Source organism: Vibrio sp. 14N.309.X.WAT.E.F5 (assembly GCF_030397615.1).
Taxonomy (GTDB): Bacteria; Pseudomonadota; Gammaproteobacteria; order Enterobacterales; family Vibrionaceae; genus Vibrio; species Vibrio lentus.
Genome location: NZ_JAPNXR010000028.1, coordinates 41,046 through 61,301, shown reverse-complemented (window position 1 = coordinate 61,301; position 20,256 = coordinate 41,046). Strand labels below are relative to the sequence as shown.

The window sequence follows — 20,256 nt, the reverse complement described above, 5'->3', positions numbered from 1 at the left end:
GATCTACACCAAGCCAAACAACATGTTCGTAGCCGGCTTTATGGGGTCACCATCCATGAACTTCATTAAGACCATGGTGGATTTGGATGACGAGCAGAATCCAATCATTAAGGTTGTGGGCACGGCGGAGCAAGAACACCACATTCGATTGCCACAGAGTATGCGTGACCAAGATGGCAAGGAATTGGTCATTGGGTTGCGTCCTGAACACATTACTGAGCAAGACGGTGATGATGTGTCGGCAACCACAAAGCTAGATCTGCAATTGGAAGTGTTGGAGCCAACAGGGCCAGATACCATCGCAATGGTTAAAGTGAACGACCAAGAAGTCGCGTGTCGTTTATCGCCAGAATTTGAAGTGTCGGTTGGGCAAATGGCACCGCTTCATTTTGACTTATCAAAGGCGGTATTCTTCGATGCTCAAACCGAAGCGAGAATCGACTTCTAACTTCTAGTTGCTGAGTTAGTTTAACAATCAAAGTTCATGTCTAAATCAAAGGCAGTATCACCAACTAGTAATAAGTAATGTGATGTTGCCTTTTTCGCTGTCTATACTTGCTTTTTATCCCTTATAAAAACAGAGGGATAAACGATATATATGCTTCTACTGCAATAATATCTTGATTTAGTATCCCTTAGCTCTATAAAGCTGACGTAGAAACGCGTAGGATCACACTACTTTAGACCAAAAACTAGGTTGCACCTTGGTGCATAAACAGAAGAATACATGAAACTAACAGCAAAACCAGCGGCGAATAACGCTTTACTTATTTCTATTACGACACCGGATTTTAAAGGTGACGAAGCAAAAGAGTCTCTTGCCGAACTTGCTCGCTTAGTGACAACCCTAGGGTTTAAAGTCGTCGGTACGCAATCGCAACACCACAGTTCATCTCAAAGACAGAATGTGTTGGGTGCCGGTAAGCTTGCCGAAATTGCACATCTAACTGGTTACCAAGGTTCTATTGAAGAAGCTGAAGATGAAGACTTTATTGATGAGTCGTTTGATTTTAGTTCTGAAATCGATGAGCTAGATTTTGATGATCTTCCAACGGGCAACTTCCAATACGGTGCCGCTGATGTTGTGGTATTTGACTGTGATTTAAGTCCATCTCAAATGCGTACTGTTGAGGCGAGTTTGGGTGTGGAAGTATTTGACCGTACTGGCATCATCATCGAAATCTTCAGCCGTCACGCTCGTACTCGTACTGCTCGTCTGCAAGTTGATATCGCTCGTCTAAACTACTTAGTGCCACGACTTCGTGAAACGGCTGAGGGTGATAAAGAGCGTCAAATGGGTCAGGGCGCCGGTGAAACTTCACTTGAGCTAGACCGTCGTAATGTACGTGACCAAATTGCTGCGCTTAAGCGTGAGCTAGTAAGCGTACAAGATGAAATGAAGACCCGACGCACAAGGCGTGCGGAGCTTTTCACTGTTGCTTTAGTTGGCTACACCAATGCCGGTAAATCTTCGATGATGCGTGCAATGACCGCAACCGAAGTGGTCGGTGAAGATAAACTGTTCGCAACGCTAGATACGACGGTTCGTGCGCTTCAGCCGATTACTCAACCGCGTATTCTGGTTTCAGATACCGTTGGTTTCATCAAGAAATTGCCACACGATCTGGTTGCATCATTCCACTCAACGCTAGCAGAAGCGCATGATGCTTCATTGCTGCTTTATGTCGTTGATGCTTCTGACGTTTCATTCCGCGCACAACTTGATGTGGTACACGACGTATTAGCTCAAGTAGGTGTTGAAGGCAGCGAAAAACTATTAGTGCTGAATAAGTGCGATAGGTTGACTGAAGAACAGCAATTAGAATTGATCGAAGAATTCCCAGATGCGATGCTAACGTCGACTCGTGATCCTCTAGATATCACGAAGCTACACAAGTACATCGTTGGTGTTGCTGAAGAAGGCATGATCGAAGAAGAGATCACTATCCCTTATTCTGGCCAAGGCATCATCGGTGAGATTCGCTCAAACATGAGTGTGGTTAAAGAAGAGTACGATTACGAGTGTATTAAGTTGACCGTTCGCTCTAGTGAAATTGACTTAGCTCGACTGAAAAAGCGTATGCAGAAATCTTAATCTCTTAGCTAGTTTAAGAAGAATAACCCAAAGAAAAGCGACCCGTTAAGGTCGCTTTTTTTATTCGTTGAGCTTAATTAACCGCTGTATTGAAATGCCTAGGCCATTCTTTGCGTCGGCTTCCAGCGTGCTAGTTCCGGATCAAGCTTGATACCTTGCGAAGTCAGCAGGTTAACACGAGCCAAGTAGGCTGCGCCGTGCATTAGGTGTTTTGCTAGGTCGACTGCATTACGCTGCTGGTAATCATCTAGGTAGCTGTCTTTCGCCCATGCGTTGAATGCGCCAAGTGCAGGGCCTGCCCATACTTGGTAATCCATTTCACGACCTTGTTCGCCGGTGTTTGACCAACGGCTCGAAAGACCCAAGTACCAGCGGAAAATCAACGCCATCTTACGCTTCGGATTGCCTTCAGCGCGTTCGATCTGTTTAGGGTCACGCTCGTTAAAGTGCGCCACAGTCCCTGCCCAAATGTCATCCAGTGTTGAACGGAATACTTGCTTCTCAAGTTTCAGACGCTCTTCTACAGGAATCGCTTCAATTGAGTCGTAGCGAGTGTAAAGTTCATACAACTTGTTCGCACGCATTGGGAATAAAGTGCCGCGCTTAACTACTTGCAGTTTCACGCCCATTTCGAACATGTCTGCTGCCGGAGCCATAGTCACGTCAGCCATTTCAGTTGTCGAAAGCAGCTTACGTGTGTGTTCGCTCGCGCCAGCCTCAACACACGCTTGGTTGATTGAACCAGTAACGATGTAAGCAGCACCCATGTTAAACGTCGCTAGAGCAGCGTCAGGCGTGCCTACGCCACCACCACAGCCAACACGCAGCGGTGTTTTGAACTGGTACTGTGCTTGGATTTGCTCTTTCAGTGCAAGAATCGTTGGTAGTAGGGTAACCAGTGGACGATTGTCGGTGTGACCACCAGAATCGGCTTCTGCAGTAATGTCATCAGCCATAGGAACCAGCTGTGCTAGCTCCATTTGTTCTGCTGTGATTCGACCTTCATCAACCAAAGCTTGCAGCATTTTCACCGGAGCAGGTTGCATGAACTTACTTGCAACTTCAGTACGGCTTACCTTAGCAATAACCTTGTTACTAATCTGAATCTCACCTTGTGGATCGCGGCTAAGGCCAGCTGCACGGTAGTGAACGATTTGCGGTGTTAAACCTAAGAAGGCTGAAGCCTCAACGGTTTTCACTTTGTGCTTCAAAAACAGCTCTACACTGCCGCGCTCTAGTGCGGGTTCGCTTGGGCTGTGAATCAGGTTAAACGCATAAGGGCCGTTTGGCAGTGCTGCTTGAATACGGTTGATCGCTTGCTCAACGCGAGACGGGATTAAGCCCGCCGCGCCAAATGAACAAAGAATGCCAGCTTGGCCAAGCGCAATCACCAACTCTTCAGATGAAATGCCGTTTGCCATTGCGCCCGCATAGTAAGCGTATTTCACGCCGTGACAGCGACGAAAATCTTCGTCGCCTAGGCTTTGTGTGCCAAGAGCGGGAGCAAATGCGCTAACAGGTTGGTTGTTTGCTGAGCTTGCTGAATCACCCGATGCAATCTCTGCTTGTTGGCTAACGCCTAAACCTTTTTCTGGGTGGTTCACGACGTAACAAGCAAGGCTTAAGTCTTTTAATATTGTCGACATTGCCGCGTTATCAAAGCGAGTTGTGCTCTCTTCGATCTGCCAAGGCCACGGAGATAGCTTTTCGTTATTGATTGTAGTTTGAGTTGTCATAATTATTTCTTTCCTAGTCCCGTGTCAGGCTTATGCTTCTTCGATACAAATTGCGATGTCTTTCACTTCGTAAATACGCAGACCATCTTTACTCAGGTTTGCGTCGCCAACGATGATACGTTTACCGTCTTCGTCTTTAATCGCAGTGATATGTACATCCAGAGACATCTGTTTGTTTAGAGGGTTAATCTGACCACGGTATTTCCACTTCACTTCAGATTGGATTTGACCAAACTTCGGATTGCGGAAGCCAGCACCAAGATCTTTGTTTAGTGCATAGGTTTGCATTAGCTCGATGATCGCTTCGACACCTAGAGAGCCTGGCATTACCGGATCTTGATGGAAGTGGAACTGGAAGAACCAATCGCTTGGGTCAATCGTACGCTCAGCGTATAGGTAACCCAGACCGTCTTTACCACCATCACTGGTGATCTGCACCGTATCGATAAAGTTCAAACGACCGCCAGCCAGTTGGTAATGCTCTTGCACTTCACCAGTAGCTGAAACGGGTGCATTGAAGTAACGCGTCGATTTGTCTAGTAGGTTGATGTTTACATCCGGCGTGCGGTTGTTATCAACATGCCAAGGGTGAGTTACTTTACCGTTGTCCAAACCAAGTTGATCTTTCAGTGCTGCGCCTTTGAAGTAACCAAATACCGCGGTACCTTGGTAGAACGGCACGCCGTCAGTGCTCAGTTCGAAGCTGAAGCTCTGAACGATGTTGGTGCCCATCATTACTGTTGAAAGCAGACGAGAATCGTTGGTGATCGTTTTGCCGCGTAAGTCGACGTTACGCAACATTTTTCCGCTGCCGTCTAGGTTACGGAAAAACAGTTCTTCACCTGGGAAGCCAAGTGTTGTGCCCATGTAGCCTGAGATGAAGCCGTTTGGCTGCAGTGAAATCTCCATCAACACCGAGTAAGGCATTAAGGTGTGGTGGCTGTTTTCATCAAAGTACCATGCATTTTCTGGCACTTCGTATTCAGCGATACATGATGAAGGCTTCTTGAAGTCGCCACGCTTGCCGTCGATTTCAACGACACGAGTGGTTAGCTGTAGGTCGCCACACGGAGTACGTGGTGGAATCATCCCACGGTAGATAGAGAAATCAGGACCGAAACATTTCTCGATATCGCCAGTCGCGAATTCGAACATGTGATAAGGCGTGAATGGTACCGTATCGGGTGTGCGGTTCGGGTAATCAGGCGTCACCGGCGCTTCAACGTGTTGAAGAGGAACCACACCTTTGTTTGGTGCAGTTTCTAGGTCTTCAATTTGAGCCATCAATGGCGCATTGGCTGAAGCTTGTTGGTTCACTGCTGGCGTATGGCCCAAGTTTTCGATAACAGGGGTCGCGACAGATGTTTCTAAAGAAGGTAGGTAACGAGTACATTCGTCGTCTTCTTTGATCATCACACCTAAGTTTTGGAAATCAACAATCACTTTACCGTTCAGCAAAATATCGATGTTAGCTTTCGCGTATGGGCGAGGGCTTAGACCAATCTCAGTCACTTCCATGCGGTAAGTCAGTTCTGCCGATTGTGGTAGAACTTGACCACGGCAACGTACTTGTTGAGGGGCATTTTCAAGCGGTTGGAAACGACCATTTTGAACAAGCGTATGCATGCCAAGGTGCATCATGAAGAATTGCAGCAGTTGACCACAACCCTCTGCCATCAAAGAACCAGCCATTACTGAGTCATCTTTGAAGTGACAAGGGAAGTACCAGTGTTCAGGCTCTAACTGTTTGTGACCTTCAATGAGACCAAGTCCCCATGTGCCACCTTGTGGTTCAACACGGCTAACCTTTTCGATCATCATGAACTTCTCTGAGCTGAAGCATAAAGAAGGCTGGTGGCTGTTGGATTGGTGAGTTGGACCAAAACATTCTGCAATGTTGGCAGTCAGTAGATGACGCAATTCTTGGTGGTTAAACTGCGTTTTAGGGCAGTGCAACATAGGGTCGAAGCGTTGTTTAGTTGCAAGCTTACGAGCCTTGATTTCATCTTCAGTGTGTATCACACCTTTGCCATCTGCTAGCTCTTCATCAGTGAAGAAGCCCGCACAGCCGTTATCCATTTTCAGGATCATCTTGTCGCCAACGAAACATTCGTACGAGAAGAAGAACAGCAACGTGTCGCCATTGCGAGCAAAGTTGTTGATTGAGATATCGTAACGCAGCGTATCGCCACCACGAGGCAAGTCGCCAAGGAAGGTCAGCGTACAATCAAGCAGGCGATAAACACGCTCACCTTTGTTTTCAAAATCGATACCTAAGTAGCTGATCAGCATTAGGTCACACTGACCAGATTCAACTGCCACTGCCCAAGGGATCTGACCATCAACAAGATACGGTGCATCAACTGGGATGTCGTATTCGGTAGTCATTGTGCTTGGCTTGTACTCGTTAACGGTCGCGTTGAGCTTAGTGACACGAGATACCAATAGGTAGTCAGTGGTTGGTAAGCGAACGCGGCGCGAGTAGCTATCGATGATCGCGTAATCAGGGCCAAATACATTCGCAATATCACCTTCCGCGTATTCAACCAGATCATCGTAATCCCAGATACATGGTTTACGGATCGGTTTCACTGGTGCTGGTGTCGCAAGTACGTTGACTGGCGTTGACTGAACCTGAGCTGGTTGAGCTTGAACAGGCTGAGCTGGTGTTTCGGTTGAGCTATCTAAACCAGACGTAATTGCGTTTAGCTGTGCTTTTAATAGCGCATCAGCCATTTGCATGCCTTGGGCACGAGTGTGCAGGAATGCTTTGTGTACTTGCTGCGCCGCTTGCTGGTTTTGAGCAAAAGCTTGGTTGTGTGGTGTTACAGACGGCTGTAATGCTGCATCCGTATTAGCGTCGATATTCGATTCGCCATTTTTAGCGGATAGGACATGAGTCATATTGCTGTGGTTACCTGTTAGCTGACTGTGGCGAGTTGGCGCCAGAGTAGGGGATACTGATGTAGGAGTTTCGATGACTGGCTCTACCGCGTTCTGCGCTAATGCATTCTTCTCTAACTCTTTTTGCGCAAGGGCTGCTTGAATGCTTGCTGTCGTTGGAATCGACGCCACTCTTGCTGCTTGTTTACCAGAAGCTTTCTGTTGAATCGTTGCCAAGTTGGTTACTGGGGTTTGGGCAATATGTTGATAGATATCGCGACCACCAAGAGTCACTTGTTTAACCAATTGACGTTTAGCATTGCTCGCCAGTTCATTGCTTAAACGAACAGAAAGTGATTGAGATTCAACACTCGATTGGCTTAGTAGCAGCTGTGAACATTGTCCTTCGCTGATGTTGGCGACAATCGCACTCTTAGAATTGATATTTGGATTAAGAGGTGCAAGGTTCAGGTTGAGCAGACCGTGTAGCAGGCTTGCCATACCAGAAGCTGCAGAGCAATGACCAACACGTTGACTCGCTTGAGTCGTCTTTGTGTTCCCTAAACTTAGAGATGAAGACTGATATGATGAAGACTCTGGTGCATGGTTAAGCTCAAGCAGAGAAACATCGTTCGAGCTGATACCAACTTGAGTCAGTAACTCATCAACAACGGCGTTGTTATTCTCGCTTGAACCAAAAGCCAATGCGTTGATGCTGCCGTAAGCCGTATCTTGGTTGCTCACCACTCGACTCTCTTCAACAAGAACAATTGCACCTGCGCCTTCGCCCACATTCCAACAGCCGTCTTGCGGTTGTCCGAATTTTGGAGCAAGTGACACTGGGCTCACGCTGTTCTTCAGAATCACATGTTCTGCACTGCCACTAAGGTCAACGGCTGCAATCACGACTGCGTCCATCGACTCTTGCGACATGAGGTTTTGTGCTACATCGATACAACGAGCAACTGACTGTTCAGCGGCTGAAATCGTAAAGGCAGGGCCGTTAAAGTCCCACAATGAAGAGATACGCGAAGCCATGATATTGCCGATGAAACTGGTGTATTGGTTCAGCTTAGCTGCGTCCATCACACTGTCCATTGCGATGGTTTCTAGCGATTGGTATTCGTCTTGTGTTAGCTCAATACCCATGTTGGCAAAGCTGTCAGCCAGTTGGCTATGCAGGTTTACACGTCCACGGAATTGATGCATCTCAAGCTCTGTTTCCATAGCGACCAGTACTGCGACCTTTTGGCCTGCCACAAGCTTGGCATCTTTAATGGCTTCGTCTGCAACTTTCATCAGTAGTAACTGCTGAGAGATCAAACGGTCATCTTCATTAGGCGGCACTTTGAAGCGTAGGAAATCGAGATCGAATTGATCGATGTAAGCCCCGTTTGGAATGCCGTGTAAACCAAACTGATTCAGTAGTTCTGGATGTTGGTCTAAACCTTTCCAGCGCTTATTAGGCAAAGCAATAAAAGCATCGTTGTTGGTTTCAATCACAGTGCTTAGCGCGTTGATACTTTGCAGAGAACCGAAGTGAGACGCTAGGCCAGTAATGCTCAAATTAGGCGATTGTAGACTTGGAGAAGCGAACTCTAGAGTCTGATTTGCATGACTTTTGTCTGAATATGCTTCAAGCAGTAAGTGAGCGTTACAACCACCGAAACCAAATACAGAAACACCTGCGCAGCGCTCTGGGTTGCCCGCTTTACTTGGCCAAGGTTGAACCTGTGTTGGCAGAGTCTGTGAGCCAAATAAACCTTCCGGCGACGATAGTGGCTTATCCAAGTTAATACTTGGCGGAAGCACACCTTCTTTCATCGCGAAGATCATCTTCATGATCCCTGGCATACCTGCCGCAGTCAGCAAGTGACCGAGGTTGGACTTCGCAGAGCCAATTAATGGCGGGTTAGAACCATTCAATTTGTCAGCAAAGAAACGCTCCATTGAGGTTAACTCAACCTTGTCACCTAATGGTGTGCCGGTTGCGTGACACTCAATCACTTCGATGCTGTCTGGTGATAAGTTCGAAGCCTCGTAAGCGCGTTCAAAGGCTTGGACTTGTCCTTTGCTATTTGGGCTTAATACGAACTGGCCACGGCCATCGTTCGACAAGCCAATACCGCTGACAACTGCGTAAATATTATCGCCATCACGCTCTGCATCAGCTAAGCGTTTTAGGACTAAAACCCCCGCACCTTCGCCAGCAAACAGACCTTTACTGTTGCTATCAAACGGAACCGACACACCGTGGTCAGGGTAGGCGTGGAAGATGGAAAAACCCATGTTGATAAAGAATGGGTCAGCACCGGATACCGCACCTGCCAACATCATGTCGGCTTTGCCTGTGTTCAAGTAATCACACGCTAACTTCAATGAATACACTGAGCTTGCACATGCCGCGTCTAGGCTAAGTTGCACGTTGCCTAAACCCAATGCATCAGCCACTAACTTAGAGGCGTTATGTGCTGCAGCACCATTGATAGGATTGAGGTTTTGCGCGGTTTCATTGGTTGGTAGCAGTGAAAATTGGTCATTAGCCAATTTAGCTTGCAGTGCTTTCTCGACCACCGAGTGATACATCGGCAGAAACAGGTCGTTTGAGCGTGTCGTTGGGAACGAAAGGGCCCCCATGATCACGCCTGTGCGCTCTAAAATATCGGCATTCAGATCAATGCCAGCGTCGACTAACGCCTTACGACTGGTATCCAAAGCCCATAGGAAACTTTGGTCAACACCGTTGAACGACTCGGCTGTTAAGCGGTAGCCATTGCCATCGAAATTGAAGTTTTCGATGTAGCCACCTTTATCACAGTAAAAGCGGTCTGACTCACCTTGCACACCCTGATAGCTTTCAGGTTTAGCACCTAACTTTTCAGCGTTTAATGTGGTTCGAGAATCTTTTTTATCCAGCAAGTTTTGCCAAAAGTCTTTTGGCGTATCCGCTTCTGGGTATTGGTTAGCAATACCAACAATCGCGATCTTATTGCACTTCACTTGCTGCTTATTCAGAGCCTGATTCGATTGAGAACTCATACTAGCTCTCCTTGATGATTCACTGCGCTGCCTTGAGACACCCCACGTAATTGCTTAGCGGTGGTGATCTGTTGTTCTAGCCCTTGAATTAGTGGCTCGACAGACAGTGGAATTTGATGAGTAATGAGCTGACCAATGCATTTGATGAGCGTGACAACATCGTCACCGCCTTTGGCATTGGAAGCGATTGTGCAGTATTGGTCAGCTACGTTGTCGCTACGATTGATCTTGTCGATCAATGTGCTGGTTTGACGATCGGCACCTACTTCGACAAACAGACGAGCACCTTGTTGACGCGCACTCTGGATCAACGCGGTGAAATCCAGCGTTGAACAGAAGGTGTCGGCAATCGAAAGGGCGATGCTGTCGCTGTCTATATTGATTGGTTCGCCAGTCGGTAGACCTGCTGCGCTGATAAAGCGGATATGCTTTGGCAACTCGTCGAACAGGGGTTGAGTGTAAAACTCCTGCACTTGGCTATGCTGACTTAGCGCTGGTGTGGTGTGCATTGCGGTAACACGGTTCGCGGCAATGCCACGTTTACCCAGTTTCTTGAGCAGAGCACGACAGGTGCTTTCACAACCTGCTAGAACGCAAGTATCACCTTGGATGATAGCGAGATAAGCGCGTGGGAACTCTGGTAACAGAGCTTCAATCGCTTGTGCATCACTGCGAACCACAAAGCTGTTCCATTGGATGCTTTCGTCGTCGTTCAACTGCCAATCTTGACGCACTACTGTGAGTTCACCAGAAATAGCCGTGGTGAAGATAGGACTGGTTTGAGTCATCTCAATCAGCGCATGTGGTTTTTTCCAAACATTTAAGCTGGCCCACATGGAGGCTTCACCCTTGGAATAGCCCAAGGCGAAATCTGGCTGCACTTTGAATTCATCACACAGCAGTTGTGTTAATAGATAACTACTGCCCACACCTGCAATGGCCAATTCACTGAGCGACATTTCTTGCGAGTCTTCAGCGTAGGTTTTGTCAGCCTGCAGCATCTCTTTCAAGTTACCTTCGCGCTCTAAGCGGGCAAATAACTGTGGGAAATGGTGGTGAAATTCGCGCAACATACCGGGATAAACCGTGCCAACACCAGGGTAAACAAATGCAACACCACCTTTGCTTTGAGGCATCGGAGAGAAACAACTGCCCGCAGGCGTTTTGTAGTGGCTATTGTCTGCCATTACTTTTGGCAACGCATTTTCTAGCGCTGTGATCTCTTGTAGTGCAGCATCAATTGAAGCCGCTTGAATCACGATGTTCGCGCCAAGATCAGCATTGTGTTGAGCGTTTTGGAAGTGGCTTAGGTTTGAATGCATCAAGGTGGCGATAGCAGGTTTGCTGTCTGCCGCTTCGTTAACGCATTTAAGCTCTTCTTTTAACGAGATTAACTGAGAAACCAACTCGGCTTGTTCGTTGCCTGAAACCACAAACATCAAACGCTCGCTTGATAGCAAGGGTTTTGGTTCTTGCAAACCGGTCGCTTGAGTCAATATCAGGCTGGTGGCTTTTTGGCTATCGTCACTGAAAGTTAACGCAGCAACACGTGCTTTGTTCGGCTCAGTGAACCAATAGTGGCTCGGTAATGAATAGCTCGGCAATGAACGGCTCGATATCGCATTAACCATATTCAACAATTCATCAAACTGCTGTGAAGCAGAGAGTGCAGAATATTGTTGTTGATGGCTTAAATCTGTCGCAGGGCGGCGCGCAATATCCAGAGCTAGCTGAATGCTATCTCCGGTAGCTGTATCTACAAAACCCGCTAGATAAGCGTGTGGATGAATCTTGTTTTGAGCAGCGGTCAGCGCGTTCAACATCAACAATGATGGAGAATGAGAATCCAAACAAAGCTTAACAACATTACCTTGATTGACTGTCTCGATGGCGTGAGCAAGTGCTTGATTAAAATTGCCATCAACCACAACATTAACAATCTCTGGAAGCGAAGGTGATAAGTCGGCAGAAAGCTCAGCCGCGTTTGCTGGCTGAGCTAAAAGAGCGATGCGCAATGGCATCGCTTTATTAGTAGGAACAGTCACTATGACAATTGCTCCTTTTCTGCGTTCTTAGTCGCCTCTTTCTTCGATACTGCTGAGCTAGACTTCGGCAAAAATGCGTCGTTTAAGCTCTTGCTGATGGTGACTTTTGCACCTTTCATTACCGCACTTAAACGACCATCTTGGTGGTAAAGCGAGATATCAGCTTGCAGCGAACGAGCCGTGCTTTTTATCACGCTCAGCTCTAGCAAACCTTGGTCACCATTGCGCATCGGTGCGTAGCAAACAAACTCACCGATTGCAGACGGTAAACTTGCCGCGCCGTATTTCAATCGAGCCCATACCAACATGGCTTGCAACAGATAATCTTCGGCAAATGGCTGGCTATCGCCAAAGCCTTGCTTAGGAATAAATGCTCCACAGTCGCTGTTTTCAATCTGAGGCAACTGGCATTGAGCCAATAAACCTAAGTCGTCAAAGCGTTCGACTGAGGTAATACCTTGCAGTCTTGGTCCGTGAAACAGAGTGCCATCACTGTATAGAGCTTGTGCCGTTGTTACAGGTGCTGAAGTGTTGGCCTCAAAGCGCTTTACTGACGCTTGTTGAACATCTTCAGACACTTGCACAGAGGCAACTTGCAACTGAGCTTGATACTGTGGTCGCCCTTGGCAACTGATCACTGCTTTTAGCTGCTCTTTTGATTTAGCATCAGAAGAAAGAACCAGTTTTAGCTCTTGCACTTCATCAGTATCAAAAATCACACCCTTAAGCAGTTTGTAGTTGTGAACGCTAACGTTCACCCCTAACAGTTGCTCTGCCACTTCACGCATCCATTGGATAGCACACACTGTCGGTAACACTGGGTTACCGGCAATGCAGTGATCTTGAATGAAAGGCAAAGCCTTAGGATCAAGACGACGTGTCACAGTGATGCTTGTATTCAGCGGACTCTTTGCAAGATGCACAGACTCCGCATTAAGCTTTTTTACAGCAGCTTCCTTGTTGTCAGAACCTTGCATGCTCGTACCAACCAGCAGTTGAATGCCAGTTTCGTTCAGTAGTTGAGAACTAAACAGCTCTGCACCTGCCTGAAGAGGAATTACGTACACGCCGCGCTCTGTGAACATACGTTTCAGTGCTGCGTTGACCATGCCACCGTCCCACGGTCCCCAGTTGAAGCTCATCACTTTCGCTTGAGGGTTACGCGCAGATAGTTGTAGAGCCGCTTTGTTTAGGATCTCGTTAGACATCGAGTAATCACTTTGGCCAGTGTTTCCGTAGAAACCCGCCGCCGAAGAGAACATCGCAATCAGTTTTAGCTTGCTGCTATCAAGACCACCAAGAACCGCTTCTAGCCCGCCCACTTTCGTGCCGTAAACCATGTTCAGCTCATCAAGTGTTTTGTCTTGAATGTGTTTGTCAGCCAGTACACCTGCACCGTGGATAAGACCCGTGATGCCGTCGAAGTTCGCCAGTGTTTTCGCTACAGACTCATGGTTCGACACATCTAGGCTTAGGTACTCAGCGCTCGCGCCAATCTCGTTGAAAGCGGCAAGTGCTGAGTTGATTTCAAGGCTGCTCAATACTGGTTTTAGTAAGGCATCAACTTTCTTTGGCGTTGGTTTGTCACCGGTTGCTTGTAGGTGAGCAATAGCCGCTGGTTTTAGCTCTTTCTCTTGTTTGCCTTGTGCCCACTGAGGTAGCCCAGCTGAAGTAATATGCTTACTACGACCTGCAAGAATGAAGTGAGATTTGCATTGCTTAGCAAGCGTCAGTGCACATTCAAACGTCACGCCTTTAGCGCCACCAGTTACGAGAACTTTGTCGCTCTTGGTGAGTTGAGCGCCTGTGTTCTTCGTTTGTGCAGCACCCGGTGTTGCCGCAATCAATGTTGCACGACCAGATTCACCGTTTTCCGCATGGCTAAGACCGATTTCAACCGTGTTGGTATCGATATCGAACAGTTCGCCTGTGATAGCTTCAGCTAGGTGACGAGCATCAATAGAAGCATCAGCATCCAATGCACGGCAGAACACGTTTGACCATTCATGGCTCAGTGTCTTAGTGAGACCAGACAGCGCGGCTTGGTTAAGTTCTGCGTTCGCTAATTGCTTAGTATCTAGGTAACCAAAGCCACCATCGATACGGCTTAGTGTGAAGAACACGCTGCGACCAGAAACGGTATTCAGCTGACCATTTAGGTGCTTCGCGAATAAGAACGCTGTGGTTAGTGAAGCTCTTGAGTCTGCATTCAAGTTAACCGCTTGCTCGTTGCTTTGCTTAGTATCAACGATAGCTTGTAGGTGAATGAAGCCAGCAATCACTTTGTTCGACGTTTTAAGGTCTGCTTCGATGTCGTTAATAACTGCAGTCACACCCCCATCATCGACGCTGTTGAGTGTGTAGCTTGCGATTTCACTGTTTAAAGGTGACGCGGCAGAAAGGGCACTACGCACTACGGCAACTTGAATGCCGTTAGCGGTCAACTTTTCTGCTAGAACACCAGCGTTGTGACCATCATCTGTGATCACGACGCAAGCGTCTTTTGAGAAACAATCGACGAGTTTATCTGCCGCTGGTAGCTTTTTTAGCGCTACCTCATTGTGTGGAGGAAGTTCAGCTTTCGCTGTTTCTGAGATAGGCGTTACTGATTCAGCTTTTGGAGTCGCTACGGGTGCAGCAGCGGATAGCTTGCTTTGCATGTAAGTAACGATTTCACCAAGCGTACGACACTCAGCTAGGTCTTCAGGGTTTAGTTCTGGTAGCGTTGGTAGCTGGTCTTGAACTGTACCTAGGATCTCAACGCGTTTGATAGAGTCGATACCAAGGTCTGCTTCCATGTCCATCGCTAGGTCGAGCATTTCTGCTGGGTAGCCAGTTTTATCGGCAACCACTTCCATCATTGTTGATTGAACATGAGCAGGATTTAGGTCGTTGCTCGCGCTTTCTACAGTTGCTGCAGCGACTTCTGTACTCGTAGTAGCAGTAGCGCCTAGCTTGCTGTTCATGTAGTCAACGATTTCCCCCAGAGTACGACACTCAGCTAGATCTTCAGGGTTCAGCTCTGGCAATGTTGGTAGTTGGTCTTGAACTGTTCCAAGGATCTCAACACGTTTGATTGAGTCGATGCCAAGGTCTGCTTCCATGTCCATTGCTAGGTCGAGCATTTCTGTTGGGTAGCCCGTTTTATCAGCCACTACGCTCAGCATTGTGCTTTGAACTTGTTCTGCGTTTAAACCGTTTGATACTGCTTGCGCTGGTGCAGATGCTTGAGCTGTTACTGGAGCAGAAGCTGGAAGCTTACTGTTCATGTAGTCAACAATTTCGCCTAGAGTGCGACATTCAGCTAAGTCTTCAGGGTTTAGCTCTGGAAGAGTCGGTAGCTCGTCTTGAACCGTACCTAGGATTTCAACACGCTTGATTGAATCGATACCAAGGTCAGCTTCCATGTCCATTGCTAGGTCTAGCATTTCAGTCGGGTAGCCCGTTTTCTCTGCGACTACTTCTAACATGGTTTTTTGAACGACAGCCGCATCTAGTCCGCTAACTGCTTGAACTGAAGTTGCTGCAGTTTGAGCGACTACAGGAGCTGAAGCTGGAAGCTTGCTGTTCATGTAGGCAACGATTTCGCCAAGAGTGCGACACTCAGCTAAGTCTTCAGGGTTTAGCTCTGGAAGAGTAGGCAGTTCATCTTGAACCGTACCAAGAATCTCAACACGCTTGATTGAATCGATACCAAGGTCTGCTTCCATATCCATTTCTAGATCAAGCATTTCCGTTGGGTAACCTGTCTTCTCAGCAACCACTTCTAGCATGGTTTGTTGAACGACTTTCGCATCAAGACCGTTAGCGGCTTGAACAGGAGCGGCTGCGCTTGGCTGTGCTGCCACAGGCGCTGATGCTGGCATCTTGCTGTTCATGTAGGTAACGATTTCACCAAGAGTACGACACTCAGCTAAATCTTCAGGGTTTAGCTCTGGTAGGTTCGGCATTTCGTCTTGAACGGTACCAAGGATCTCTACGCGCTTGATTGAGTCGATACCAAGGTCTGCTTCCATGTCCATTTCTAGATCAAGCATTTCCGTTGGGTAACCCGTTTTCTCAGCGACCACTTCTAGCATCACTTTTTCAGCATCTGCTGATTGTACTGCTACTGGTGCAGCCACAGGAGCCGGTTGCGCTTTAACTGGCACAGGTTGAGCTGCAACAGGCGCTGCCGCTTGAGCCGCTACTTGTGGAGCAGGAGCGGTTTTCTGTACTGGAGCTTTCTGAGTTGTTGTATTTTGAACCGGCGCAGCTTGAACAGGCTGAGCTTGTACAGGAGCAGTCTGTATTTGAGCTACCGGCTGTTGGACGATAGCTGCTGGAGTAGTTTGAGTAGTTGGAGCTTGAATCGCTGGTTGAGCATTTACTGGCGCAACGAAGGTTGGTTGTGCCGTTTGTACTGAACCTTGCGTCAGCATATTAAGTGCTGAGTTGTTGCTGTGCGCTTGCATTTCTAGGTAATGAGCGTGAGCTTTTAGCGTTTCAGCTTGGTGTTGGTGGAACATTTCCATAGAACGCTGTAGGTTCTCAGGAATTGCTACGCCTGCCGTTGCCATTTTCGCTTGCTCAGACATTAAGGTGTTGAATGTGTCACCGTATTGCTGAGGAATCGCCAAGAATTGCTGATGTACTTCTGCTGCTTGTTGTTGAGCATTGAAGAACGATTGCAGTGAAGATTCATCAACTGTTACTTGAGCTGCTGGCTGAATAGTCGCTGGTGCAGGTTGCGCCACTTGAGGCTTCTGAGCTGCTGTTACTACTTGTGCACTTGGTGCTGGAGCAACTGTCTGTTGTACATTTGAAGCTTGAGGAGCAGCTACAGGTACTTCAACGATTTCTGTTTTAATCACTTCTTTTTCCACGATTTTCTCGACTTCAACTTTCACTTCAACAATCTCAGTCTTTTCGGTGACGTTGCCCGAAGCCAATGATTGATCCATTTTCTTACGAGTAGCAGGGCTGATGTAGTTGGTTGCATTCAGCTTGATGTTCATTGGTGATGCCTTTGCAGGTTCAGCAATGTCAGCTTGGTAAGGGTCAATGTTGTCTAATGAAACACCTGCTACGCACAGTTGAACTGCAGCTAAACGAAGCTGTTGGTCACTGTCGCCTTTAGGGCTTGGGTTGATGCTGATTGCGTAAAGCTCTTCGTTCTTATCAGCCAATGTTTTCTCAACCAGCTTTTGAAGAATGTTCTTCGGACCGAACTCAACGAATACACGCGCGCCTGCTTCATACATAGCTTCAATTTGCTCACTGAAACGAACCGATTGCAGCATGTGTTGTTTGAACGCCTTCTTGATCGCTTTAGCGTCTTTGCTGTGCAGTTTGCCCGTTGCGTTTGAGTAAAGCGGCAGCGTTGGAGCACTGAATGAAGCTTTATCAATTGCAGCAGCAAATGGTTTTTGAGCGTGAGCAACAAGTGGTGTGTGGAAAGCACCAGACACTGGCAGAGCAATCGCTTTGAAGCCTTGTTCAGTTATCGCTTGTGCTGCTTGTTGGACCGTCGCAGTTGGACCTGCAATAACCAATTGAGTCGGAGCGTTGTAGTTGGCAATGCTTACGCCTTCGAATTGGCTGATGCAGCTTTCAACGGCTGGAAGCTTGTCTGCGTCTAGGATGACCGCAAACATAGTACCGCTGTCTCCTTGTTCTGGTGTCGCCGCCATCGCGTCGCCACGAGCGAAAGCTAGCTGGTAGTAATCGTCTTGCGAGATAACACCCGATGCACATAGTGCGCTTAGCTCACCAAAGCTGTGGCCTGCGACCATGTCTGCTTTGAAGCCAGCTTGAGTCATGATGTCGAACTGACCCATAGACACAGTACCAATCGCACTTTGCGCATTGGCCGTGTTGGTTAGCACAGCTTCTTGAGCTTTGGTTGCTTCTGGTGTGAAGGTTGGAATTGGGAACAGAATTTGCGACAGAGCCGTTTTCTTGTGCTGACCAAATACTTGATCCGCTTGAGCAAGCTGTTGACGCATCTCAGGGTAGTGACATGCAAGCTCGCGACCCATGTTTAGGTATTGCGAACCTTGACCTGCAAATAGCGCTGCCACTTTACCTGCACCATTTTCAGCAATCAGTGCCGACTCACGGTAGCTAGTACCGTTTGGCATCTGCCAATGTGCTTTGGTTTGGCTCTCAAGCATAGAAACCGCTTGAGTCAGTTGCGCTTGAAGGTCTGATTGGTCAGTGACAACTAAACCAAGACGAGCGTGCTTAGCGTCTACTTCGCCTAGAGCGTGCTGCTCAGCAAGCGCTTCTAGTTTGAATGCCGCATCTGCAGCTTGAGTTGAAACCTGCTTGAGCTCATTGATCAGTGCTTGACGAGATTCCGCGCTGAATAACAGAGTTTGCGGTACTTGGCGCTGACGGTATTTGTCACCGCGAGCGTGTTCTGGTGTGTACTCTTCCAATACCACGTGGAAGTTAGTGCCACCAAAACCGAATGAGCTGATACCTGCACGGCGTGGTGTGCCGTCGACACGTTTCATCCAAGGACGCGTTTGTGTGTTTAGGTAGAACGGTGAGTTCTCAATATCCAGCTTAGGATTCGGAGCTGATACGTTAATCGTTGGCGGCAGTACTTTGTGGTGCAGTGCTAATGCAGCTTTGATTAAACCTGCAGTACCCGCAGTTGATTTAGTGTGACCAATTTGAGATTTCACAGAGCCTAACGCAATGTGTTGCTTCTCTTCATTGTTCTCACTGAATACCGAGTTTAAGCCACCAAATTCAGCAACATCACCTGCTGCAGTACCTGTGCCGTGCGCCTCTAGCAGGCCAAGTGTGTGCGGTGCGAAACCAGCATCATCGTAAGCACGTTTTAGTGCTTTTGCTTGTCCTTCAGGGCGAGGTGCGTAAATACTCTTGAACTTACCATCCGAAGAAGAACCCACACCTTTAATCACTGAGTAAATTCTGTCGCCGTCGCGCTCTGCATCTTCAAGGCGCTTCAGAGCAACCATACCGATACCTTCACCAATCATCATGCCTTTTGAGTCGATGTCGAAAGGTTGAATGGTTTCATTGGTGGTGAATGCAGGTGTTTTCGAGAAGCTCATGTACATGGTTGGCGAGTTATCAGTACACACACCACCTGTGATCATCATTTCACTGCGGCCTTCAACCAGCTCACTTAGAGCCATGCGCATAGCGGCTAGAGAGCCTGCACACGCTGCATCTACTACACAGTTGATGCCACCAAGGTCAAAGCGGTTAGCAATACGACCTGAAATTACGTTACCCAATGAACCAGGGAATGAGTTCTCTTCCCAGTGGATGTATTGGTCTTGGAATTTTTTGATCAGCATTTCGCTGTCGTCGTCGCTGATACCACTGCTCTTGAAGACTTTTTTCAAAACAGGGTATTGAAGACGAGCATTTAGGCTTTGAGCGATCTTTTGACCACCACCAACACCGAGCGTGATACCGATCTTATCGCGATCGTAGCCTTCAGGCAGCTTGGCATCTTCAAGTACTTCTTTTGCAACGATCAAAGAAAGCAGCTGTGACGTATCCGTCAGTTCTAGGATATTTGGCGGAAGACCGAACTCCATAGGGTTGAAGTCTACTTCTGGGATGAAACCACCGCGCTTACAGTAAGACTTGTCTGGCGTAGTACGATCTGAATCGTAGTAATCTTCTGGACGCCAGTGCGTATCTGGTACTTCAGTAATCGCATCGATCTTTTCGCTGATAAGATCCCAAAATTTATTCAGGTAGCGAGAGTTTGCAAACATGCTCGCCATACCAACGATAGCGACAGGCATATCTTTAAGGCGTTTATTCAGTCGAGTATCGTCGACTGATTCCGGTGTATTTGTCTCGGGTTGGCTCATTATGAGTCTCCACTAGAAATCACAGAAAGTGATGTCGTGTTTTGAGGCTGCGCTTTTAAAGCTATAGAAAGAAAATCTGAAACAGACTTAGGGAAGCGCAGCTGAAAATTCAGGTTGCTGAGTGGCGGCAACCAGATAGAAATTAGTTTTTCGAAGTGCGTTGACTTACGAGAGTAGGGGAGGTGTTTCATGCGCGACGGTGGCATTCAAATGTTGAGGCGATGTCCATTAAAATCCTGTTCAAAGTCTGACTAAACGACAAGTCGGTATCCGCAAAGAAAACGTGTGAATTTGTTTAATGGTTGAGCAGGCTACCCGAGGTGAGTGGTCGATACAATGCTCCCAGAGGCCACTACGATCTGTTCAGACCAGATGAATTTGGCATGGTTTTGATTTTTGTATTTTTAATTTAATTAACTTATTGATAATTAATGGGTATGACTTGTTTTTTAGTGTTTTTACTCTATATTTTGACTTGGTGAGATCTATGTCATATTTTTGTAAGTAACATTTAATGGATGCCTATTGTGTAAGGCTAAGTGTGATCTGTGTTTTAATTTGTTATTATTTGAAAAATTAGTTTTAAGTCCTCATATGAAGGGGGTTTCCCT

General features: G+C 47.4%; 7 protein-coding genes. 2 read left to right on the top strand and 5 right to left on the bottom strand.

Annotation, left to right across the window (positions count from 1 at the left end):
- Together OW495_RS21725 and hflX are read left to right on the top strand one after the other, a co-directional pair.
- The coding region (locus OW495_RS21725; protein WP_289888329.1) for a TOBE domain-containing protein at nucleotides 1–448 on the top strand (448 nt) is incomplete at its 5' end.
- Between the two features lie 279 nt (nucleotides 449–727).
- The gene (gene hflX, locus OW495_RS21720) at nucleotides 728–2,095 is read left to right on the top strand and encodes a GTPase HflX (protein WP_102513119.1); all 1,368 of its coding nucleotides are present in this window, start codon (nucleotides 728–730) and stop codon (nucleotides 2,093–2,095) included.
- Nucleotides 2,096–2,193: 98 nt separating this feature from the next.
- Here hflX and pfaD read toward each other — a convergent pair whose 3' ends face one another.
- The 5 genes from pfaD to OW495_RS23905 are packed head-to-tail and all read right to left on the bottom strand — an operon-like array spanning nucleotide 2,194 to nucleotide 19,836.
- On the bottom strand, nucleotides 2,194–3,831 hold the full coding sequence (gene pfaD / locus OW495_RS21715) for an eicosapentaenoate synthase subunit PfaD (protein ID WP_102513118.1): 1,638 nt from the start codon (nucleotides 3,829–3,831) through the stop codon (nucleotides 2,194–2,196).
- Between the two features lie 30 nt (nucleotides 3,832–3,861).
- Nucleotides 3,862–9,753, bottom strand: a complete 5,892-nt coding sequence (locus OW495_RS21710) for a beta-ketoacyl synthase N-terminal-like domain-containing protein (protein WP_102513117.1) — start codon at nucleotides 9,751–9,753, stop codon at nucleotides 3,862–3,864.
- Nucleotides 9,750–11,798, bottom strand: a complete 2,049-nt coding sequence (locus OW495_RS21705) for a PfaB family protein (protein WP_102513116.1) — start codon at nucleotides 11,796–11,798, stop codon at nucleotides 9,750–9,752. The genes OW495_RS21710 and OW495_RS21705 overlap by 4 nt, the downstream gene beginning before the upstream one ends.
- A complete protein-coding gene (locus OW495_RS21700) occupies nucleotides 11,798–19,645 on the bottom strand; it encodes a type I polyketide synthase (protein ID WP_289888320.1) in 7,848 nt (2,615 codons plus the stop codon). The genes OW495_RS21705 and OW495_RS21700 overlap by 1 nt, the downstream gene beginning before the upstream one ends.
- On the bottom strand, nucleotides 19,645–19,836 hold the full coding sequence (locus tag OW495_RS23905; RefSeq protein ID WP_017098773.1) for a hypothetical protein: 192 nt from the start codon (nucleotides 19,834–19,836) through the stop codon (nucleotides 19,645–19,647). Before OW495_RS23905 ends, OW495_RS21700 begins: the two co-directional genes overlap by 1 nt.
- Nucleotides 19,837–20,256 lie beyond the last annotated feature (420 nt).